Origin of the sequence: Bartonella sp. CL63NXGY, assembly GCF_042194905.1 — a bacterium.
Classification (GTDB): Bacteria; Pseudomonadota; Alphaproteobacteria; order Rhizobiales; family Rhizobiaceae; genus Bartonella.
Map to the genome: position 1 here is coordinate 1 of NZ_JBHINK010000019.1, position 20,428 is coordinate 20,428.

General features: G+C 42.8%; 19 protein-coding genes. All 19 read right to left on the minus strand.

What is annotated here, in order from left to right; translation table 11 throughout:
* Positions 1 to 263, minus strand: a 263-nt coding sequence (locus tag ACFIK0_RS07995) for a lysozyme (protein ID WP_375663764.1), incomplete at its 3' end; no start/stop codon positions are given.
* Between the two features lie 63 nt (positions 264 to 326).
* Positions 327 to 656 (minus strand): hypothetical protein, encoded by a 330-nt coding sequence (locus ACFIK0_RS08000; RefSeq protein WP_375654732.1) that lies wholly within the window; start codon positions 654 to 656, stop codon positions 327 to 329.
* A 9-nt stretch (positions 657 to 665) separates the two neighbouring features.
* Positions 666 to 4,211, minus strand: coding sequence for a hypothetical protein (locus ACFIK0_RS08005; RefSeq protein WP_375663765.1), 3,546 nt, complete (start codon positions 4,209 to 4,211; stop codon positions 666 to 668).
* 17 nt (positions 4,212 to 4,228) lie between these two features.
* Positions 4,229 to 4,462: a hypothetical protein gene (locus ACFIK0_RS08010; protein WP_375663766.1), complete on the minus strand. Its 234-nt coding sequence runs from the start codon at positions 4,460 to 4,462 to the stop codon at positions 4,229 to 4,231.
* A 9-nt stretch (positions 4,463 to 4,471) separates the two neighbouring features.
* Complete coding sequence (locus tag ACFIK0_RS08015) at positions 4,472 to 5,605, minus strand: phage tail protein (protein WP_375663767.1); 1,134 nt, start codon at positions 5,603 to 5,605, stop codon at positions 4,472 to 4,474.
* A 7-nt stretch (positions 5,606 to 5,612) separates the two neighbouring features.
* Positions 5,613 to 6,626: a phage tail protein gene (locus ACFIK0_RS08020; protein WP_375663768.1), complete on the minus strand. Its 1,014-nt coding sequence runs from the start codon at positions 6,624 to 6,626 to the stop codon at positions 5,613 to 5,615.
* Between the two features lie 8 nt (positions 6,627 to 6,634).
* Complete coding sequence (locus tag ACFIK0_RS08025) at positions 6,635 to 7,636, minus strand: phage tail protein (RefSeq protein WP_375663769.1); 1,002 nt, start codon at positions 7,634 to 7,636, stop codon at positions 6,635 to 6,637.
* A gap of 12 nt (positions 7,637 to 7,648) precedes the next feature.
* Positions 7,649 to 8,302 carry a transglycosylase SLT domain-containing protein gene (locus ACFIK0_RS08030; protein ID WP_375663770.1) on the minus strand — a complete coding sequence of 218 codons (654 nt, stop codon included), beginning with the start codon at positions 8,300 to 8,302 and terminating at the stop codon, positions 7,649 to 7,651.
* A gap of 37 nt (positions 8,303 to 8,339) precedes the next feature.
* Positions 8,340 to 10,529 (minus strand): hypothetical protein, encoded by a 2,190-nt coding sequence (locus ACFIK0_RS08035; protein ID WP_375663771.1) that lies wholly within the window; start codon positions 10,527 to 10,529, stop codon positions 8,340 to 8,342.
* Positions 10,530 to 10,542: 13 nt separating this feature from the next.
* Positions 10,543 to 11,946 carry a hypothetical protein gene (locus ACFIK0_RS08040; protein WP_375663772.1) on the minus strand — a complete coding sequence of 468 codons (1,404 nt, stop codon included), beginning with the start codon at positions 11,944 to 11,946 and terminating at the stop codon, positions 10,543 to 10,545.
* 24 nt (positions 11,947 to 11,970) lie between these two features.
* Positions 11,971 to 12,909 carry a hypothetical protein gene (locus ACFIK0_RS08045; protein ID WP_375663773.1) on the minus strand — a complete coding sequence of 313 codons (939 nt, stop codon included), beginning with the start codon at positions 12,907 to 12,909 and terminating at the stop codon, positions 11,971 to 11,973.
* A 1-nt stretch (position 12,910) separates the two neighbouring features.
* Positions 12,911 to 13,336 carry a hypothetical protein gene (locus ACFIK0_RS08050; RefSeq protein WP_375663774.1) on the minus strand — a complete coding sequence of 142 codons (426 nt, stop codon included), beginning with the start codon at positions 13,334 to 13,336 and terminating at the stop codon, positions 12,911 to 12,913.
* Positions 13,336 to 14,793, minus strand: coding sequence for a hypothetical protein (locus ACFIK0_RS08055; RefSeq protein WP_375658326.1), 1,458 nt, complete (start codon positions 14,791 to 14,793; stop codon positions 13,336 to 13,338). The genes ACFIK0_RS08050 and ACFIK0_RS08055 overlap by 1 nt, the downstream gene beginning before the upstream one ends.
* Before the next feature lies 1 nt (position 14,794).
* Positions 14,795 to 15,502, minus strand: coding sequence for a hypothetical protein (locus ACFIK0_RS08060; RefSeq protein WP_375663775.1), 708 nt, complete (start codon positions 15,500 to 15,502; stop codon positions 14,795 to 14,797).
* Positions 15,503 to 15,513: 11 nt separating this feature from the next.
* Positions 15,514 to 15,894, minus strand: a complete 381-nt coding sequence (locus ACFIK0_RS08065) for a hypothetical protein (RefSeq protein ID WP_375629353.1) — start codon at positions 15,892 to 15,894, stop codon at positions 15,514 to 15,516.
* A gap of 11 nt (positions 15,895 to 15,905) precedes the next feature.
* Positions 15,906 to 16,286 (minus strand): hypothetical protein, encoded by a 381-nt coding sequence (locus ACFIK0_RS08070; RefSeq protein WP_375627043.1) that lies wholly within the window; start codon positions 16,284 to 16,286, stop codon positions 15,906 to 15,908.
* 18 nt (positions 16,287 to 16,304) lie between these two features.
* A complete protein-coding gene (locus ACFIK0_RS08075) occupies positions 16,305 to 17,432 on the minus strand; it encodes a N4-gp56 family major capsid protein (protein WP_375663776.1) in 1,128 nt (375 codons plus the stop codon).
* A gap of 88 nt (positions 17,433 to 17,520) precedes the next feature.
* On the minus strand, positions 17,521 to 18,411 hold the full coding sequence (locus ACFIK0_RS08080) for a hypothetical protein (RefSeq protein WP_375663777.1): 891 nt from the start codon (positions 18,409 to 18,411) through the stop codon (positions 17,521 to 17,523).
* A 13-nt stretch (positions 18,412 to 18,424) separates the two neighbouring features.
* On the minus strand, positions 18,425 to 20,428 hold a 2,004-nt coding region (locus ACFIK0_RS08085; protein WP_375663778.1), incomplete at its 5' end, for a portal protein.

Sequence of the window (20,428 nt, forward strand, 5' to 3'; positions counted from 1 at the left end):
ACCAATGCCGCGAATTGGCAATCCGTTAACGAAACCGTGACCGATTCCTCTACCGTCTTCTCAAATTGCTTTAAGTCTTCACAAAGGATTTCTTCTGCTTGCTCTTGGCTAATACACATGCCTTTTTTGACAAGGGGGTGACCCGCATTGCTGGTGTGGCCATAACCAATCGTCCAGACACATGCCGTATCTCGATATGCCTCTAAACGCAAACCTTCCCATTGTTTGATAAGCTCTAATCCTTCTTTCGATATCTTTCTCATCTGACGCTCCATAAAAAAAGCCCCACAAAAGTGAGGCGGCATAAAAATATTTTCTTATGATCTCTATTGGCTATGCTCTTTGATCAGCTGCTCGACTTCTTCAACACGAAAGCCAAGTTGAAAGAGCGGCGCATATTCGCTTTCCTGTAATTCATACTGACAACGCTTTTCTACAAAATCACCATTTGAATCAAACGGTATGGTTGTTGTTAGACAAACCTTATGCGTGTCATCTTCAATCCCCTCTTCTCCTTCACTTAACTCCTTGACTAAAACCCAATAAAAACGCGTCTCTAAAAGAACCTCTAACCTCCTTACGGTTTCAGCCTTATCAAAGGAAAGCATATTCATATAATCTTCTTTGCTATTTAAATGCTCTGGATAATCTATCATCTACCCCTCCTAAATAAAATGCCGTGGATAACTACAGCCACGGGCGCCAGCCGATTCATAAATGGCATTCCGTATAATGATTGCACGCAGATGTGGATTGATATTCGTAGTATCTGACCAGTCTCCACCAGCCAACAATGCATACATATCTTTTTTAAACTGTACATTTGGTGAGGTTCCAGTTACCGTTTGCATGAAACAAACATCTTTCACAAATTGCCAAACATAACCGCAACCATCTTCACAACCGATATGCGAAACCATCCGTATATTTGCCGTATTCTTATAACCTCCAGAATGTTTTGGTGAAGGTGCTTTTTTGCCTTGAATCCCACCACCTTCATTGCTTCCATACATCGCGGAGGCAAATTCTGTATTATTGAGCAAAGCCTTCTTAACACGCAGCATATCGGATATGTGATCTGTTTGTAGACGGTTCGTCGTAATAGGAACATTATACGCCGAGCGGGTATTGTGACCCGTCCCTGACTGAAGATAAATATCAACCCAAAGATCTGTAGAGGGGTCATAAACCATTCCTTCTGGTGAACTATGCGGGCGGTGATTGAGACACCAAACTGAATTGGGTAAAATATCCCCTGCTCTATAACCAGACAATGGGTGACCGGAAATCGTACCAACATCCGCACAGAGCGTATGAAACCCTCCTATCTTTCGCGAATTACTCACTGTGTAATTCCTTGGATACGTAGAGTTTTCTGATAAAACAAGTTTATGAGACTGTCCTCCATCAGAAACCAAATAAACATAATAATCTTTGCCCACCGAAAGAGGAGGAACGCTTATTCTTGTATCTGCCGTATAACTTGCAACTAAAATATCATTGCCTAATGCCAAGGTTATGCGTGTTCCTTTTTTCAAGGTTAATTCCGCTTTGCCTTTCGCAACAAGAAACGGTGTGGAAATTGAAAGAACCGTTAAATTGGACTGTTTCAGTAAATTGTTTACCTCTTCCGCTAGCACTTTTGTCTGTGAAGCTACTGTATGGGCTGTTGTTGCCGTTGCTAGGGAACTCTTGATACCTTCAAGCTCTTGTTTCGTCGTATCGGCTGTTGTTTTAGCTTCTTCTGCTGTCCTTTTCGCTCTATCAGCTACTTCCTTGGCTTTTTCGGCTTCGCTCTTGGCTTGATAGGCTTGTGAATCTGCCGACTCGGCTTTTTTCTTGGCTTCGTCTGAGTACATCCGCGCTAAACTTACGGGGGCTTTAAAATTCTCAACCACTTGATTGATATCGATAACCCTACTCCTCGCAGACGAGGCTATTTTCTCTGCATTTTCTGCCTGATTGCGCGCTTGCTCCGCGTCATGTCTTGCATAACCTGCTGTCTGTTTGGCTTCTTGTGCTATTTTTTGTGCTTCTTCTGCGGCTGCTTCTAAAGACGCGGCTTTTTTACCCGCTGTTTCAGCTGCCTTTTGCGCCTCTCCTGCTGCATATTTTGCACTATTGGCTATTTCCTTGGCTTTTTCGGCTTCGCTCTTGGCTTGATACGCGTAGTTATTGGCTTTCTCCGCTATTTTCTTGGCTTCTTCGCCTGCCGTTTCTGCTAAACTTGCTGTAAGCTTAGCACTATCTGCTGTTTCATTCGCTTTGTGGGCTTTATTCCACGCTGCATTCGCTGTGCTTTTTGCATTTTCCACCTCACTACGCGCTTGCTCCGCATCATGCTTGGCATAACCTGCTGTCTGTTTGGCTTCTTGTGCTATTTTTTCGGCTTCATCCGCTACTGTCTCTACCTGTACTGCCTTCTTCTGGGCGCTTTCAGAAACCTTTTTTGCCTCTTCTGCTATCGACTTCGCACGACCAGCTACTTGCTTTACATCATCCAAAGCATCTTTAGATTCTTGTGCTATTTTTTCAGCTTCATCCGCTTTACGCTTCGCCTCTTGTGCTATGCCCTGCACCGCTTCCACACTCACCTGCCCTGCCGTCTCTCCTGAACGCACCGCAGACTCTGCTACCGCTTTCGCTTCAGAAGCTAATTTTGTAGCCTCCTCTGCATTCTGTTGAGCTTGATGAGCCGTTGCTGTTGCACTATCCGCTGCACTCTTGGCTTCTTCTGCTGTGGTCCTCGCTGTATTCGCCACCCTAACAGCGCTTTCTGATGCTACTTTAGCTTCCTTAGCTACACTCTCTGTTGTTGCTGTCGCTGTCGCTACCGATTGTTTTACTTCCTCCACTAAACCTTTTGCCTCAACAGCTGTCGTTTTACTTTCATTGGCTAACGTTGCTGCCTGATCTGCTACTTTCTTCGCTTCAGCGGCTTGAGACAGTGCTTCTGAAGCATCTTGTTGCGCTGTGGATGTCTCTAACGCCTGTTTTGCTTCTTGCACCATAGTCTTGGCTTCAGAAGCTGTAACTGTCGCATCATCTGCCTTCTTTTCGGCTCTTGCGGCTTTCTCTTCTGCCGTCTCTGCTGTGCTCTTAGCTTCTTGCGATAGGACATGAGCATCCTCTGCTTTATTCTTCGCTTCCACCGCTGTGTCTTTTGCACTATCCGCTAACTGCTTTGCATTATTCGCTAACGTTTCTGCTAAATGCGCTGTCGTCTTAACTTCTTCAACCAATTGTTTGGCTTCACCAGCTTTAGTATTGGCTTGTGTAGCAACGTCTTCTATTGTTAAAGCCCTCTGCTCTACTCCTTCTGCTGTCCTTTTGGCTCCCTCAGCTGTATTCTTGACATGATCAACCGATTGCTTAAGACCATGAGCTACCGACAGGGCTTTAGACGCCGTTTCTTTTGCATCACCAGCTACCGAAGAAGCTCTATCAGCTGTCATCTTGGCTTCAGAAGCTGTCGTGAGAGCTTGCCCACTGTTCGTTGCTGCTGTTTCTGCAACATTCTTCACCTCGCCCATCACCTGCTTGGCATCATCAAAAGCGCTCTTGGTTTGTTCGGAAAGTGTTTTTGCATCTCCTGCCGTTGCCTTGGCTTCTCTTGCCTCTGTCAAAGCTGTCTCTACTGTGCTTTGAACTTGTGTCACTCTTTGAGAGCTTTCCGTGACCGTTGTCGCCACTCTATCGGCTGCACCTTTAGTATCATCCGCAATACGCTTGGCTTCTTGCGCTAACCTCTCAGCCGCTTCTGACTTCATCTTGGCATCTTCTGAAGAGGTTTTCGATACCTCTGCTGTTGTCTTGGCGGCATTGGATACTGTTAATGCCGTATTTGCCTGCTCTAAAGCTGTATCAGCTGTCGTCTTGGCTTCTTTGGCTACAGTAACTGCACTCGCTGCTGTGCCTGCTGCTTGCGCTATCGTCGTCGCTGCTGCATCCGATAATTCCTTGACACTGTCTGCTATAGTTTTCGCTTGATCTGCTGTTTGTTGCGCCCCATTCGCACGCGCCATGGCTTTTTCTGCTTCTTGCCTTGCATTAACAACCTGCTCTAACGGCGCAAAGGTTTCATACGAATACAAAGATGCCGTCCCTAAAAGCTTCGGAACAACAACGCTGTCTTGCGAAGTCCCTTCTCTGATTTCTTCTCTCGTCGCAACAGGTATCAAATATTCATGTTCATGATCGGGTATCTTCATCTGCTTTATTCCTTCATTCAGAGGGCTTCATCCAATGAACACTCTTTCAAATCTTCAAGCTCTTCTCTTAAAGTCTCTAAGCGCTTCTCTAAATCTTTTACAGAACCATCAAGCTCGCTTTTCAAAGCTGTTTTCAGTAAATCAAAAACCCCATGAAGCGGCGCATGTACAAATCCTTCCCCCGAATACAAAACGACCCGTACTTGAGACGGGTCGCTAATCTCTGATATCGCAAACGGTTTTAATGACATTTCAACTCCTCATGTCTTGATCCCATAAATTACACTCACATTAACGGGGCGCGTTTCAACACCACCAAACCTCTCTGCCATGAGGTGATGTTCATGATGCGCTTGGTCATGGACACCCTCTTTTATAGGGGTCGAATGATATAAAAAATTAGCAAAAGGGCTCCTGATAAACCAAGGTAAACGCGGCGGCTTATCTTTTTCTGTAAACCAAAATGGAAGCTCTACCTGTGGACTTCCTGCTATTCGGTCAAATTCTTGATTACACCTTTCCAAGGCATCCCCACTCAAACCTACACACTCTTCGTCTATAGCTCTCTTTCGCCTTTTCAAGTGAGCTTCAGTAGAAGAAACATCCCGTTTTTTACGAGAAGAAAGACCTTCTGATGACGCTGGACCTATAAAATGTTCGTGCGCTTTTAAAGAACAGGGTTGTATACTTGCAAAAGAACGCCAAGGGTCTAAATTGCGTTCATTATCAAGTCCTCGTAAAAATAGCCCCCGAAAATCGGGAACATTAAACGTCGTGGCGCCATCTCCTTCTCCCCACGTCGTCCCTATCGCACAAAATAAATCCCAATAGACAAGCCGCGGATAAGCCTTCCCATCACATGGCAACCAACCATCCGGCAAGCGCTCCATTGCAAACGGTCCTATCAGACCAGTGGGTAAGCGTTTTAAGGAAGAAACTTTGCCCCTTGTCGGGTTGAGAACTTGCCAACCGGTTATATCTTCATCATACACAAGCGTATAAAGACAGCCATCTTGTATCTCTCCTCCCGATAAGGCTAATAAACCGGTTTCTGTCGCCTTATAAACAGGTTTGCCAGCTAAATTATTTAAAGCAATTGTTGTCGCCCCAACATTCTTGCCCTTCGCTTTAAAACAAACCGATATCCCATTCTTATACTCTAAAAATGCCGATTGGCTTAGAAGCCTTATCACGCTCGTCTTTTGGTTATTATCAACCGTCACAATCCCTTCAAGTACGCCGCCCGTATCCGATAAATATTCACGCACCCGCTGCATCATAAAACGAGCGCTATTATTGACTGTGTTAGGATGCTGTCCCTCTGACCAATTAATCAAAGCATCAGCACCACCATTCTCAGATGCCGTTAAAGACCAATCATAAATCGTGGACATCTAAACCTCACGTCTTGATTCCAAATACAACACTCATATTAATCGGGCGCGTCTCACTTACACCTGAACTTGCCAATGCAACATCACGCATATGAAGGTGGGAATGGGGAAAGGCGAGCTTATGGTGCACACGTATATCCTCTGCTCTCACACCCAAACGTTCGGCAAGTTTCAATCTTTGCTGGTCATTCAACACATATCCCCAGATGATCGTCATATCACCATGCCAACTCTCTTCCTGATTTTCATCATTCAAAATCGTAAAGGATTGACCACTATGATCATGCTTTCTCATAGCGTCATTTTGTAAAGTGCCAAGATAACGAAAGCGGTCTATCTCGCGGTCATCATCAACACCTCGTAAAAAAACACCACGCAAATCGGGAACGTTAAACTTGTTCCAAGTATCAGCGCCTCCCCATCTGATCCCTATCGCATCATAAAGAGCAGGATAATCACTGCGCAAATAAGCCTTCCCATCACAGGGTAACCAGCCCTCTGGCAAAACTTGCATTCCAAAAATTCCTATCGTCCCTGTAGGACAAATGGGAATAACCGGTTCTTGTGATAAAGAGAGAGGCGTAGGATTTAAAACATGCCAAGCATGATCCCTATAAACCAAGCTATAAATGCACCCCCTTTGAAGCTCGCCTCCAGATAATGCACGAATGCCTAATTCCGTCGCCTTATAAACAGGTTTAGCGGCTAAATCATTCAAGGCAATTGCGGTTTCCCCAACATTCTTACCCTTCGCTTTAAAACAAACTGATATCCCATTCTTATACTCTAAAAATTGCGATTGGCTTTGAAGTCTTATCAACGTCGTCTGTTGTTCAGCATCAACCGTAAAAGTACTTTCAATCACACCACTCGTATCGGATAAATATTCACGCACACGCTGCATCATCACACGAGCACTATTATTCAGACTACTAGGACGTTGTCCTTTTGACCAATCTATTAAATCATCACAATAGGCATTCAAGGAGGCATTTAAAGACCAATCATAAATTGTCGACATCTTAAATCTCATGTCTTAATCGCAAACAGAACACTCACATTTACTGGACGCGTCTCGCCTTCACCAGTGCTCTTCAAAACAACCTCTTGGCTCTCATCAAGAGTATAAGGACTTACAATGTAGCCCCCTAAATTCTCACGCTCTATGCCCATAAAATTCGCGAGAGAACTCCCCCCAAACAAGCCTAGACGATAACCCAACACATCTGTCGTATTCCCATCCCAAAAATTTTCGTTGCTGGTAAAATGAGACATCGAAAGGCTCTGTCCTTGATGTTGGTGAGACTCGATTAAATCTGTTTGCACACTTGCAAAAGAACGCCCCTCATCAATATTGCGCCCTCCATCAAGCCCCCGTAAAAACATCCCTCGAAAATCTGGAACATTAAATGTCGTGGCGCCATCCCCCTCTCCCCAAACCGTTCCTATCGTCTCAAATAAATCACGATAATCACGACGCAAATAAGCCTTCCCATCGCAAATTAACCAATCCTTTGGAATCCCACGCATTCCAAACGTTCCTATAAAACCCGTGGGATAAAGACTGCTTTCTTCTTCTAAAGGGATAGAGGTAGGATTAACAAGATGCCAATGATCTTCATTATAAAACAATGTATAAATGCACCCCTGTTGGATTTCCCCTCCCGATAATGCACTGATGCCTAATTCTGTTGCTTTATAAACCGGCTTGCCATCTAAAGCATTTAAGACAATCGTGGTCGCTCCAACATTCCTGCCCGTCGCCATAAAGCGCAAAACGATACCATTCTTATACTCTAAAAACTGTGAAGTGCTTGCAAGTCTTATCACACTCGTTTGTTGGACATGATCATTTGTCACAATGCCTTCAAGCTCTCCACCCGTGTCTGACAAGTATTCCTTTACGCGCTGCATCATCACACGGGCGCTCGTATTCACACTGCTAGGATACTGTCCTTCGGACCAATCAATCAAATTATCAGAACGCGTATTATCCGCCGCTCTAAGCGACCAATCATAAATCGTTGACATTTCTCGTGAATCCTAATTCCGGTAAAATGGTCCGTAAAACGCCCGCATGAATTGCGTCATCAAAGGATTATCATCTTCATCACTCTCTTCTTCTTCCGAAGCCTCTTCTTGTGATGCTAATAATGCCCTTAAAACCTCTAACAAGTTGTCTCTATTTCTAATGCCACCATGCGCTGTAGGACTTGCTCTATGAGGCTGCCCACCATACATCTGTAATACACGGTTGACAAAATCACTTGCACGCATAGCGTTGTTTCCACCATTCAAGCCAACCGCATTGCTGCCAACAATTTGCGCCGCATTGGCATGGGGATTTTGCAAAAGCCGCGCGGCTCCTCCTGCTCCTTGTTGATGTGCTAAATACAACTCCGCTTCACTAGGCGCTCTTCCCAACAGGCGGCTTAAATGATTGCGATTATCAAGTGTCAACCGCCCCATGGCATCTGCCGCTTGCATGGGGTCAAAACGATCCTGCAAACCATATTGTTTGGCGGTGCTGTCTATAAATTGATACAACCCACCCGCAGAAGAGCGGGGATTCCTTGCATTCGGATTGCCTCCACTTTCAACTTGCGCAACACGGTATAAATAGCTTTCGGGCAGACCATAACGCGCTGCCGTTTGCCGTATCGCTTGATTAACAGCAGGACTATAATAGCTAGTCATTTTGTTAGCTTTCCCCATTGTTGATATCACTATTGCATTACTCAGAATTCCTAGATCCCGCTGTCATCATTCCCCACATTAATCGAGATAAAGAAGCATGAAAGCGTTTTGCAATATCATTGTTTACAAGTCCTTTTTCATAATCATTAATGAAATCTTGAATAATTTTTGCTACTTGTTTGTTATTATATCCCCCTACTTTTAAAGAATCGAGCTCTAGCATTTTTTTATCTAGTTTCTGGAGAGCTTTTAGATTTTTCTGGCTTGTTGTCATCCTGTGTGCATTTCTTAGTATTCTTACAACAGCATGCGGAAATTGCCCAATATCTTTATATTCTTTAAACCCTTGAAAAAGTTTTGGGCGTGCTCTATCTCTTAGCTCTGGAATTCCCTTATAGGTTTTATTATACAACTGTTCGTACTCAAAAGCGTCCTTTAGTCTCTTTACAGCATCTTCACCAAAAGGAGATTTTAGTTTTTCTACATAGCTGTCTGTGTTGAAAAGATTTTTATAATATTCTAACTTATCGCTAGAATTGAACATTTCATCATCAATCTTACTTCTTATGCCTAATTTATAAGCATCTTCGAATGACGGAGCTCTATCACCAACAGATGACACTTTACCTTTACTTTGATATAGATTGCTTTTATTCAGAGCCTCATTGATAGAAACAGAAGAACTCAAAGAATCGTATCCTTCTTTTATAGCTTTAGAGAGATCTTTATAATAGGCAAAAACCTCCCTTGCTGTCTTATAATCCCCTGAAATGTCCTCTAGCAACTTTATAATATACTTTTCAAGTGAAACAAGATCCGCAGTGTCTATACCATTTAGATTATCACGTTGAATCTGATTACTAATCTTTACTTTGGTTCGGTGAAGAATATCCATTATAGAATCAGGATATTTTTGTACATACGCCGCATCCGTAATTTTTCGATTATTGACATCTTGCGTAGCTTCTTCGTAAGCTTTCTTAAAATGTGAATGCTCCATTAACTGTTGCACCTTTTTTTGGTGTTCAGGCTTTAAAGTAGTACTTAATGCTGTATCATATAATGGTTGTGACTTTATACTACCTATATTATCAAAAGCTTTTTGAAGCTGTCCTGCATCCAGAGTCGAAGTAGATTTGTTTACTGACTCTTCTAAAGCATCTTCAAGATCTCCACTTCCCTTTCTTTTGATAAAGTTTTCATCTAGAGCTTTACCCATTCGTCCTGAAATTCCAGCTGCTCTTTTACCAAGCTCTTCATTAAGCTGCTCATGAAGCATCCTATTGTTTTGAACTATACCATAAATATGATTTTTAAATCCTGGAATAATATCACTAAGACGTGCTTCAGAACCACTTTTTGCAAGAGTATCTGGTAGGTTTTTTATCCCCGAATGATATGCATAACTAGCAATATTCCGTAAATCTCTCTTAGAAAAACCATCTGGAGCTTTCTTTACTGCATTGCCGATAGCATTATACCCTCTCCCAGCAAAAGAACCTACGATAGAGAGAAATGGAGACGCTACACTTCCAATTACAGCATTATTTATCCCACTATCTATAGAATCTCCCCATCCTACACCACTTCCAACTCCTGATAACGCTCCTGATAATGCACCTGATCTCACCGCTGTTTTAAGACCTAAATCTTTTCCTGGAATACCTATTGCTTCACCTATAAGACGGGAAAACAAACTAGCTTTTCTAGCTCCAAATGCTGCTAACCCTAACCTACTCGCAATTAACGGCACTCCCCCCGTCGCTATCAATGGTAAAATAGACCCTATAACATTTCCACCAAATGATAACCAAGGATATGCTCTATGTACTGCCCTCTGATAAGCGCGTGCCTTCTTTACAGCCTCATCATAATTGCTTCCTGATAAGTGGGCAAACAAACCTTGAAGCTCATCACTAAAGTTTGCTGTAAGTCCTTCTGCAGTAGAGCTTCTGAGAGCATCCCACATCGAAATATTTTCAGTAGGATATTCTTCTTCTAACTTTTGTGTTTCTTCTGGATGCTGTGTAACCCCTGTATAGCTATTTTGTGCATTCCAAATTTTTTCCATTATATCTTTATCTGAAATATGACCAATGATAGGAGAATAAGGTGTATAATTACTCGTCTGCTGGCTGCTATTTTTATACAATGCCGCTTGAATTTTTTCCATTATGTCTTTATCTGAAATATGGCCAATAACAGGAGAATAAGGTACATATCCCATATCAATTTCTCTTTCACTTGTTTCTTATGTAACCACCGTCATCTACAAAGATTTCACCTTTAGACAATCTATCCTCATCATCTTTATTTTTTACATGTGTAAATTGTGAAATAGGTAAAATAGGCAATGATAGAAAATCCTTATATTCAGTGTTCCAATTATTTAAAAGTTTTTGTGTATTACTCTGTGCCTTCAACACTGCCTCTTTTACAGCTATAACTTCTTCTAACAATATATCTCGCCTCAGGTTTGGATCTAAATTTCCCAAACGGGTCTGTAATGATGTAAATTCTTGTATATTCATATTTCCATACCCTGACGCTCCATTTGGTGACTTCTGTTTCATTTCCTCCAAAGTATCACGTGCAAGATTCTTTTTAACCGCTTCAATATTTGACTTTAACATTGAAGCGTCAGTTGCAGATAATACTGAAAATATTGATGCTAATAAATTTGTACCAGTTAATGTAGATCGAACTACTTTTTCTATATTATCAAGTAACCTAATATTAGTATTCTGACTAACTAATTCAGATTCAAAAAATTGTTTTTGCTTTATAATCTTTTCTTTTTTTTCCTCATATGTCTTACTTCCTTTAATGACCTTTGCTTCCCACTGTTTAGTCTCAGGATTAAAAACACCATAGTAATCAGGAGAAAGTTTAGGTGGTATATTATCTATTTGCTGAGAACTAGAACGTGCATTCATTCCTTGTGTAAACAACCCATTAAGCATTTGCGGATTACGTGCCATGAACCGCGCTTCTTCTTCGCTATATCCTTTGGACTTTAGATACTCGACAGTCTGGTTAACCTGCCCTCTTTCCTTATCTCCTTCATTAAGATGCTTCACACCACTTGCAAGCGCATCCCATCCAGAACCATCTGTAGGTGCTGCCGCCATACCTGCAAAAAGATCTTTGAGCTTCTGATACGCATCCGATTGAAAAAACTTATAAGTATTGGACTGTAAAAATTTCTCTGCATCTGTTGGTTCAGAAGGCGGTGTTGGGGAAGCGGGTGCTAATGGTTGCGTTTGTTCATTAACATGAGGTTTTAGTTCTTGTGGAGTACTCTCTAGTGCATTTGGCATGGGTGGATGTTGATCAAATCCAAGAGGCATTTCCGCTCCAGGAGCCGTATAGGGCATAAATGGTCCATATGGATTCAGACTATTCTGTAAATAGGGGTTGGATGGGGCTTGTGCTTCATTTATATTATCCAGAATACTCCCAATCGCCCCACCAATTACTAAAGGATTCTTCAGGTTTGGTTTCATTAATTGTCCCAATCCTTTCGCCCCTGTAACCATTTTTGGAGCTACTCTGGGATAAAGATACCTAAAAATATGAGGTCCATATCTCAATGCTGCCCCACCTGCTACCCCAGCAGCTAAGCCTAATAATGGAAATGCCATCACACTCTCCTACAAAACTATTCTTTAATTATTCTCCAGAGCTTTCTTTTGATTCATGTAATCTAAAAAAAGCTTGGATGCTCCTCCTGCCAACGCTGCTCCCATTGGACCACCTGCCATATAACCAAAAGCCATCGGTGCTGCTTGAAGTGCCAGAGAACCTATAGCCCCTACATTTTTCCACGGATTATTGCCCTCTATCTTAGAGATTGTATGATTATTCGTCGTCGTGCCGTAATTCCTTGCAAAGCCATGACCGGCGTTCATAAGCATATTCAACCTATTCCAGCCGCTATTGTCTTGTTCCAGCCAACGTTCACGATTGGCATCAACAACTCTCTGATTGTAATTATCAAGCACACCTCCCCCCTGTATGGCATTGGAATAGGCATTGCCATAACCCTGCAAGAAGTTATTTGATGCTCCCAACTGATTTTGATTGGCTTGGTCTATCATGGCATTGGCTTGCATCATGCGATCCGCATCACGATTAAATTGCTCTAACATAGCACGAGCGTATATAGAATCTCTTCCTTTCCGCACTTCCTCTCTGTGATCAGGAGTTGCATAACGACCAATCCCTGAGAAATATCTGTTAATTTGAGTGTCTGAGTCATCTAACGCTTCTTGAAGTGCTCGTTTGAAATACGAATTTTCTCCCATCATACCACCAGAAGCCATATGTCGAAGATTCATGGCTGCCGACGTTGGATTATAGATTGTATTCATCAAAGAGCGATTTTGATAATGATGAGGGACACTCCCAAGACCACCTATGGCTTGGGTGGTTTGAGCACTTAACGGCGCAACACGAGGTCCTCCATACACATTACCCCCAATCCCTGTGTCATACATGTTATACGCATCTGCACCACCACGCTTAAATACATTCTGCATCCAAGAGGGAGGAGCGCTTGTCTGCACCTGCTTTTGTTCTGTTGTTGTCGGTGTCTTGCTCCCCATGTTACAATTCCTTCCTGTAATAAAGCATATCTATGCTGTAACCTTGCTTGTCCAATGCACGTTTCCAACCCAAACGACCCAAGATCTCCATTTCAGAAGCCCCATTCTCACGCGCCCAATCCTCTACAACTTGCAAATTGTCAACCAAATCAAGAACACCCTTGCCACTACATTCACAAATCAGAGCGCGTTTCTTTCCTAAAACTGTCTGTTGTATCTGGGTCGTGACGACCGCTAAAAAGCGCTCTTCATCATCCAAAACAAGCCATAACTGTTTCTTACCACTGCAAATCGCTTCAATGAGTTCTTGCAACGTAATTTCATGTTTGAAACGCTCTACATACTCTCTAAAAGATGCAATGATTTCTTCAAGATAAGGGGCTATACGCTCCATATCCCAAGACGTGGTCAAAAAGACTTTTGCCATTACCCTCTGCCTAAAGGACGTAAATCCACATTAAATCCCGTAATATGGTTCCAATGAATGCCTTCAGGAATGCGCAATTTAAAGCGGTGATAACGATTGCGCGAACGCCCATGATAAGCGCCCGTGACATACGAACACACCCTCTCCTTGTGCCATGTGATCGGTGTCTGATTATTGCGAAGCCGACGCTCTCCAATGCTTAAAAGACCTTCCGTCGTATCAACTTCGGCAAACATCTTCGTAATAAAGTTAAAACTTCCATCCGGTGCCCCCATCTCTTGTGAAACAACCGTTGCCTCCATCGGGGCTCCTGTAAACATAACAAGCCGATTGTTTTCATCAAAAGCACCAAGCATTGGAGCGCCACTTTGCCAACGGGGGCTGTCTAAAGAAGCCGGCAATGCCTCAAGATTGATCGAAATCTCATCTAACTGTTCTAAAGTATAACCTGTTGTAAACACTGGAAAGAACGTGAAAAGCTCTCCCTGTAGTGTCGACCATTTCTGCAAGCCCCAATCATAAACAAAGGTCGTTTGCTCGTTATTGTAACTTTTTAAGGACCAGTAAACGCGATTATGGACAGGGTCTATCACCGCTTGCATCTCATCAAGAGCAAGCTTATCAAAGGTCGAAAACACCGTTCGGTCGACCTTTTCAAAGCCTATCGATAAAAGTTGACCATCCAAACTCATTTGATAAAAGCCGCCATCACCAGCAAAAAAGGCATCACTACCACGACAGGCTATAGATGCTGCACTTCTTGCTCCACGCTTGTCTTGTAGCTTTTGAAAAATGAACGGAACCTTAGACCCTAACGTAAAAGAACCGGCATAAACAGCAGAACGTAGAAAAACGATTGGATTGCTCGATTCTGTTGCACCCTGCACATGTTCACCATCATTAAAGTTATGATAATAACAATCTTTAACACCAACCGTCCAATGGGTCGCATCATTGAGACCTGACCAATGGATACGATTAGGATTATCTGTCAATTGCATCAAACAAACAAAATCGCCCCAAACTTTCACCAAACCTGCTTTGGGGGGATTGCCTCCTAAATCTTCAAATCGTTGGGAATTGCGAACCTTGAAAACTTGCGGTTTATCATTTTTATTCACCGCAATGACAGCATCACCGAACAACGCAAACGACCATTTGTTCTCATCATTTGCCTGATACGTCACACCATTTTGACTGATGTCTTGCCAACCACGCGTTTGGCTATCATAAGCATAAAGCTTTTTAGCTCCTCCTACGATTATCTTAACACCATTACCGCTTCTAAAGGCGATTGAACCCAAGGGCTTTTCTTCCAAAGGATTAGAAACAACCATTGCACTTGGCATGGGTATGTAACCACCATCTGCCGGTAAAACATTCACAAGGCTATCCGTAAAACTGCCGTTGACAACCGCAACATCTGGTCTGTAATCGGCTACTGGAAAATAAACCATCTTAAAAATCCGTTGGTATTATTCTGGTAACGTTATGACGTTGAGACGTCTCTGCACGCAATTCATGCAACTGTTCGTTAAAGTCATTGTAAGCTGCCGTCGCACAATCGGGGTCTTTCAAGATATTCTTGTAAAGTTCGTATTTTGCACGCGCCTTAATCAAATCAAACGCGTGCACAAACCATGGGTGCTCCTCATCGACACTCTCTATCTCTGATAAACGCAATGGAGAGAGAATGAGTTGAATCTGATAGACTTTATCCGGCGTGGGATAAAGATGTAATTTCCTATCAAAATAACTGTAACAAACCGGCGTTCCTTGCTGCTCTGATGATAACAAAGGCTCTAAAGAAACATGGTCATTACATTCCAAGGCAAACTTATGATGTTGATCAGAACTTAAATAAACGTTTTTGATTTTAACAGCTGTTTCAATAGGGCGGGTAGTGCTTGCATCATAAACACCTTGTCCCGCCCGTGTCTCAAACACCACATCACGGCTTTCGTTAAAGTAAAAGGTCTCCCGTTCACAAAAACGAATAGCTGCAAAAATGCTTTCTTGGATTTGTTGAACATACTCATCGGCTATGTCATCAATCTCATCTTGAATGACCGACACTAAGTGCGAAAGTGTTCTCTTATGACGATAAACATCTCGCTTTACTGGTATCGGTCCTCCGGTTTTAACCCGAATATAATGACGTGTCATCAAAAGACCTCTCAGTGATTAGTCACGAATTCAACGACTATACTTGCTTGCCCAGCTTGTACTGTCTTATCAGCTTTAGCATAGAGAGTAAGTTCTTCATCATAAGGGATAAACTCCTTCTGATTGGTGGGCTTAACCTCTTTTACTGCCTGTTGTTTGATTTCTGCTTCACCAAACTCATTGCCGCCAGCAGTGCACCCTATTTTTACCTTCGTGTCCGAAAATGCTGTCTTAACAAACACTTTAATTGAAGTAATCAAAGCACCACGAGGTAGCGTGCCTATTCTCATAGCGTTTTCTTTATCTTCATAGCTAAAATTAAGCCGCAAAAAGCTTACCTGCTGCGTATGAAGATTTCTCCCTTGCAAGGGCTGTGGTAAATAATCTGCCATGTCTTATCCCCTCAATGATTTGTTACGAATTGCACAACCACAATACATTCACCAGCATCTGTTGTTTTGTCTCGTGTTGCATAAAGGGTCATCTCCTTATCATCTGCAACAAAAGACTTTTGATCTGTTGGCGTAAAATCTTGCGTGCCTTGGGCTTTGATGTCTTTTTCACTGAACTCATTGCCGCCATAGGTGCTGCCTATCTTTAATTTTGTCTCAGAAAACGCGGTCTTGACAAAAGCCTTCATCGAAGTGATCAAAGCGCCACGAGGCAAAATTCCGATTTTTTCCGTAAGATGCTTATCTTTATGCGAAATATTCAAACGTAAGAAACTTACCTGTTGGGTATGAAGAGTTCTTCCCTGCAATGGAGGTGGTAATTGATCTGCCATGTCTTATCCCCTTAATGATTACGCACCAGCTTCACCGCTGTAGGTAGGAATGACAATCGTTCCAAAATCTTGGGCTGTTTGTGCGCTATTTGGCATTTTGAAACGGGTCTTCTTCATTCCTATCAAGGTCTTGGCTGCAACACCAAATTCACGTTCATAATCAAAATATTCTTCTTTGAGTGTGTAATGCGTTGCACTGTGATTCTTGCCAAAACCTATAACCGCACTCTGGGCTCCTAAGAAAACCGCACGACGCACACTCTTTACCGCTGTATTATTTGTCGAGTTAACTCCATGGGTGACATGTATCGCTTCACGTAAAATAACGCCATTATACATGCCTAGAGAACCATCAAAGATTGGGTTTTTCGCACGAGAGGTTGCATAAACCGATTTTTGAATATCTAACCACTCACCAACGGCTGTATTGGTTCGCAATTGCATGACTTGTGTTGGATGCAAATACAAAACATAAACATCATCACCATTGACATGGACTGGAGAAATTTGCGGATTGGCAAGTTTGGCTTGTTTAACCGCTTCATCAATCAATTTAAGACTAAAGCTATGTTTGGCTTTATCATTGAGATCTTCATCCTTGGTTTTTCCATCTGGGCGGATAATACGTTCACTGCTTGGTGCCATGACTTCATTAAAGCCATAATGAACCGGCTTAATATACACTTCTCGACCATCAACATTGATCGTACGGGGTGTATAACCACATACCTGAAGAAAGAACATGATGCTTAAACGATTGGCATACCAACGAACTAAACCTTCTTTGGCTTTTTTCCGTAAATTGGGGAGAATTCTCTGTTGGTCAATCGAGTCATCATTCGCTACACGTGCTGCATGTAAAAGCTCGTTAATCACCAACCGATCATTCATAAATTGAAGCGCTTCTTCATTGCCCTCTAAGGTTTCGCCTTGCGTGACACCGTCCCCAAACAGATTGACCAGCAGACTAAACGTAACGCTATCCCCTGCACTTTTATGGGTTTCGTTGTAAAGCTGGATAATGCTGTTCGAACTTTTGCCAATCAGGGGAGCTATTTTCGTTGCTTTCAAAACTTCATTGCTTAATTTCTGTGACCACAATTTCACCGATTGCGGATCATGAGTTCCTATATGTGTTGTTGCCATTGATTTCACCTTTCTTTGCTGTAAAAAAACCGGCTTAAAGCCGGTGAAAAACCCGCATCAAGGCGGATTATGTTGTAAAACTTATTGCCTAATCAGGGTCTGCACCCATAATTTCATAAAAACGGGCTTCATTCTTCGGATTTGATATCCAAGCATTGAATTCTTTTTCTGACATATTCGCAAGTGTTTCTTTGGTCATAGGACCTGTCATACTCCCTCCTCCAGATGCTGTTAAGGTTCTCGCAGAATTCTGCCGGCTTTGAAGTTCTGCTACTTGATTATTCGCTTGAACCCCTTGGTTCTGATAGCCAAGATTTTGCGCTATCCTATAAAGCTCTTCTGCTGGATTAACCCCCTTTTGTGCACAAGTCGCAACAATTGTACGTAATTCATCCCCTATAATCGCATCTATCGTGCTCCGTTGTGCATAAGTCGGATAAACAGAAGACCAAGCACTTAATTGCTTCGCACGCGTCTCATAAAGAAAATCCGCTGCTGCATCAAAATCACTGTATTTATCTTTGATTGATGTAACAGAACTTTCTAAAAACTGGTTCAAATGTCCATTAAATTCATGGGATTCAATGGCTTGCCTTTGAACATCCTGTTGTGCACGAATATACGCATCTTGCTCTTGTAGTTTTTTCCCCATCCAACCCATATAGCCAATAATGTCTTGTGTAGGGTCTGGGGGTGCATTTTCACCTTCAACTATTGGTGTCTGGGATTGGGGTTCATAAAACTTGGCAAGTGCTTCACGCGCTTGGTTAGCTTGTTCAACAGCTCGCTGCTGCTCTAAATTAGGAACAATCTCTGAAGGCTTTTCAACGGGCGGTGCAACCGGCTCTGGAGACGTAATGTCATCATTATCAATCGTTTCACCATCATAAGTGCCAGCATCAAAAGAGCTCTCATCATCAAAGACCGGTGCTCCAACTCTGTAATCTTCATTCATACCTTCATTCATTTCTGCATTCATTCTTTAACCTCTCTTAACTATGCATACCTCTGTGTAATGCTATTCGCTCTCGCATGATCTGATTGTGTGCCTGATCATTGAGAAGCTTCTGCCGTTCAATGTCATGGCGCTGTTGCATCATTTCTGCTTCTAATTCTGCTCTCTTTTGACGCATGAACAATTCAATCTGCTTACCTTGTAAATCCATCTGTTGCATCTGACTTTTAGCCGCAATATCTTGCTGCTTTTCTTGCAACTTCATTTCCTGTTCTGGATCCATCTGCTGTTGCTGCGCTTGTTGTGCCATTTGCTGCTGCTGTTGCATCTTCTCACTCACACGATTAAGGAGAGACGCTGGCAAGGGCGAATAACGAAGTAGATCGAGCATGATATCCGGCGTAACAGCATTTTGAAGCAATGGAAGCAGTTGCGTGATAATGCCAAAGGTACGCTCTTTTTCGTTCGGACTCGTTGGCGCATCATCAACAACAATGTCATAATCAACACTCATCACTGCTTCACGCGTCAAAGGAATATATTGTGCATTCTCTTCACCAGATATCCGTACCAAACGACCATCGGACAAGTAATTCTGTATCAAGTGCAAAATAATCTTACCTTGCCGCTTGCGGTACAAACGTAAACCATCAAACAGACAAGCAAGCAGATTTAAACTGGATTGGCGTCGTTGTGCCTCCAAAATACCCGCTTGTGTCACTTCTCTTGTGCCAATGAATTCGGGCGATAAACCCGTCACTTGATTAATTGCTTCCTTAGCTTCATTAAACAGTTGGAAAAAACCTGCTGGGAATTGCGCTACAGGCTTCGGCTGTATCTTACCACCTGCCAAAGCACCATTTTTCAAAACCGTTATACTATCTACCCTGCTCCAACTCTTTACAGCCTCTCTTTCATCTTCAAACGCCCCCCTCTCAGCCATTATCCCACCCTTGGATTGACTGTTGAGAATATGCATCACTTGACTAAAATATTTATTCGCCCATCGTTGTGGATCTTTTGTAGGACGCACAACCCCATAAAATTGCCGTTCTATCTTGTCAAAATACCCCGTTATACACTCCCAACCCAATTGACCCGCTGGAACCATGGGTTGATCGGGGGATTCAAGCAACTTTCTCCCTAAAAAAGCACGTCTTACAACCTTTTTATTAAAAGCTGCCCCTTGGATATCGGGCATCATGCACTGTAGCTGCTTAAATTCTTCCTCGCTATAATCACGAAGTTCTCCAGTGCTTAAATCGGGCGCTTTGTAATACCTCTCGCTTTCAAACCAACGGCATTCAACAAGTGTAACCATCCGTCGACCGTTTTCAACATCAATGCTCCCTTCATCACTGTAATAATCAAGATCATTATGGTGAACACCTTCATGAGAGCTCCCATCCCTTGCCCAATCTGCACTCAGCTCTGTCCAATGAGATTTGGGAAACATCTGCTTAGCTACTTCCAAGGGCTTGCGATCTACATACCACAAACGTTGCGCATCGGTTAAATTCGGTTGCACCGCTGCACTATCCCAAACCATCTTTAACGGGTCTAAACGCGTAATTACCGGTTCACCATCGAGGCTGTTCTCATAATCAAGCCGTGTATCAGTCCACCCCATGCCGCAGATAACCGCATCTTGGAAAGCATCACTATCAGCGTATTCGGCATGCGCCATGTCCCGAAACCATTCTGCCGCCCCTGTAAGCAATTCACTAGGTAATGCCTTCCCTACTTGACGGGGAATGAACTGTACCTCGCGCTTATTGTTGCGTTCCGACCCCACAACGGCATTGACCAGTGGGGCAATACGATTAAAAGTCATAACGGGGCGGCGTTGCTCTTTTAACGCTGCTAAATCAGTCTCATTCCATTGATCACCATTGTAAAAACCAAAATCCTCCCGTGCATGTTCACGCCATTTGTTCACATGCTCCACATCTTCTTTGTACCAGCTCACAAGCTTGCGAAATAAGCCTTCTGTCGACAAATCTGATGCGTTACTTTCTTTATCTAAATGCTCTTCATCATA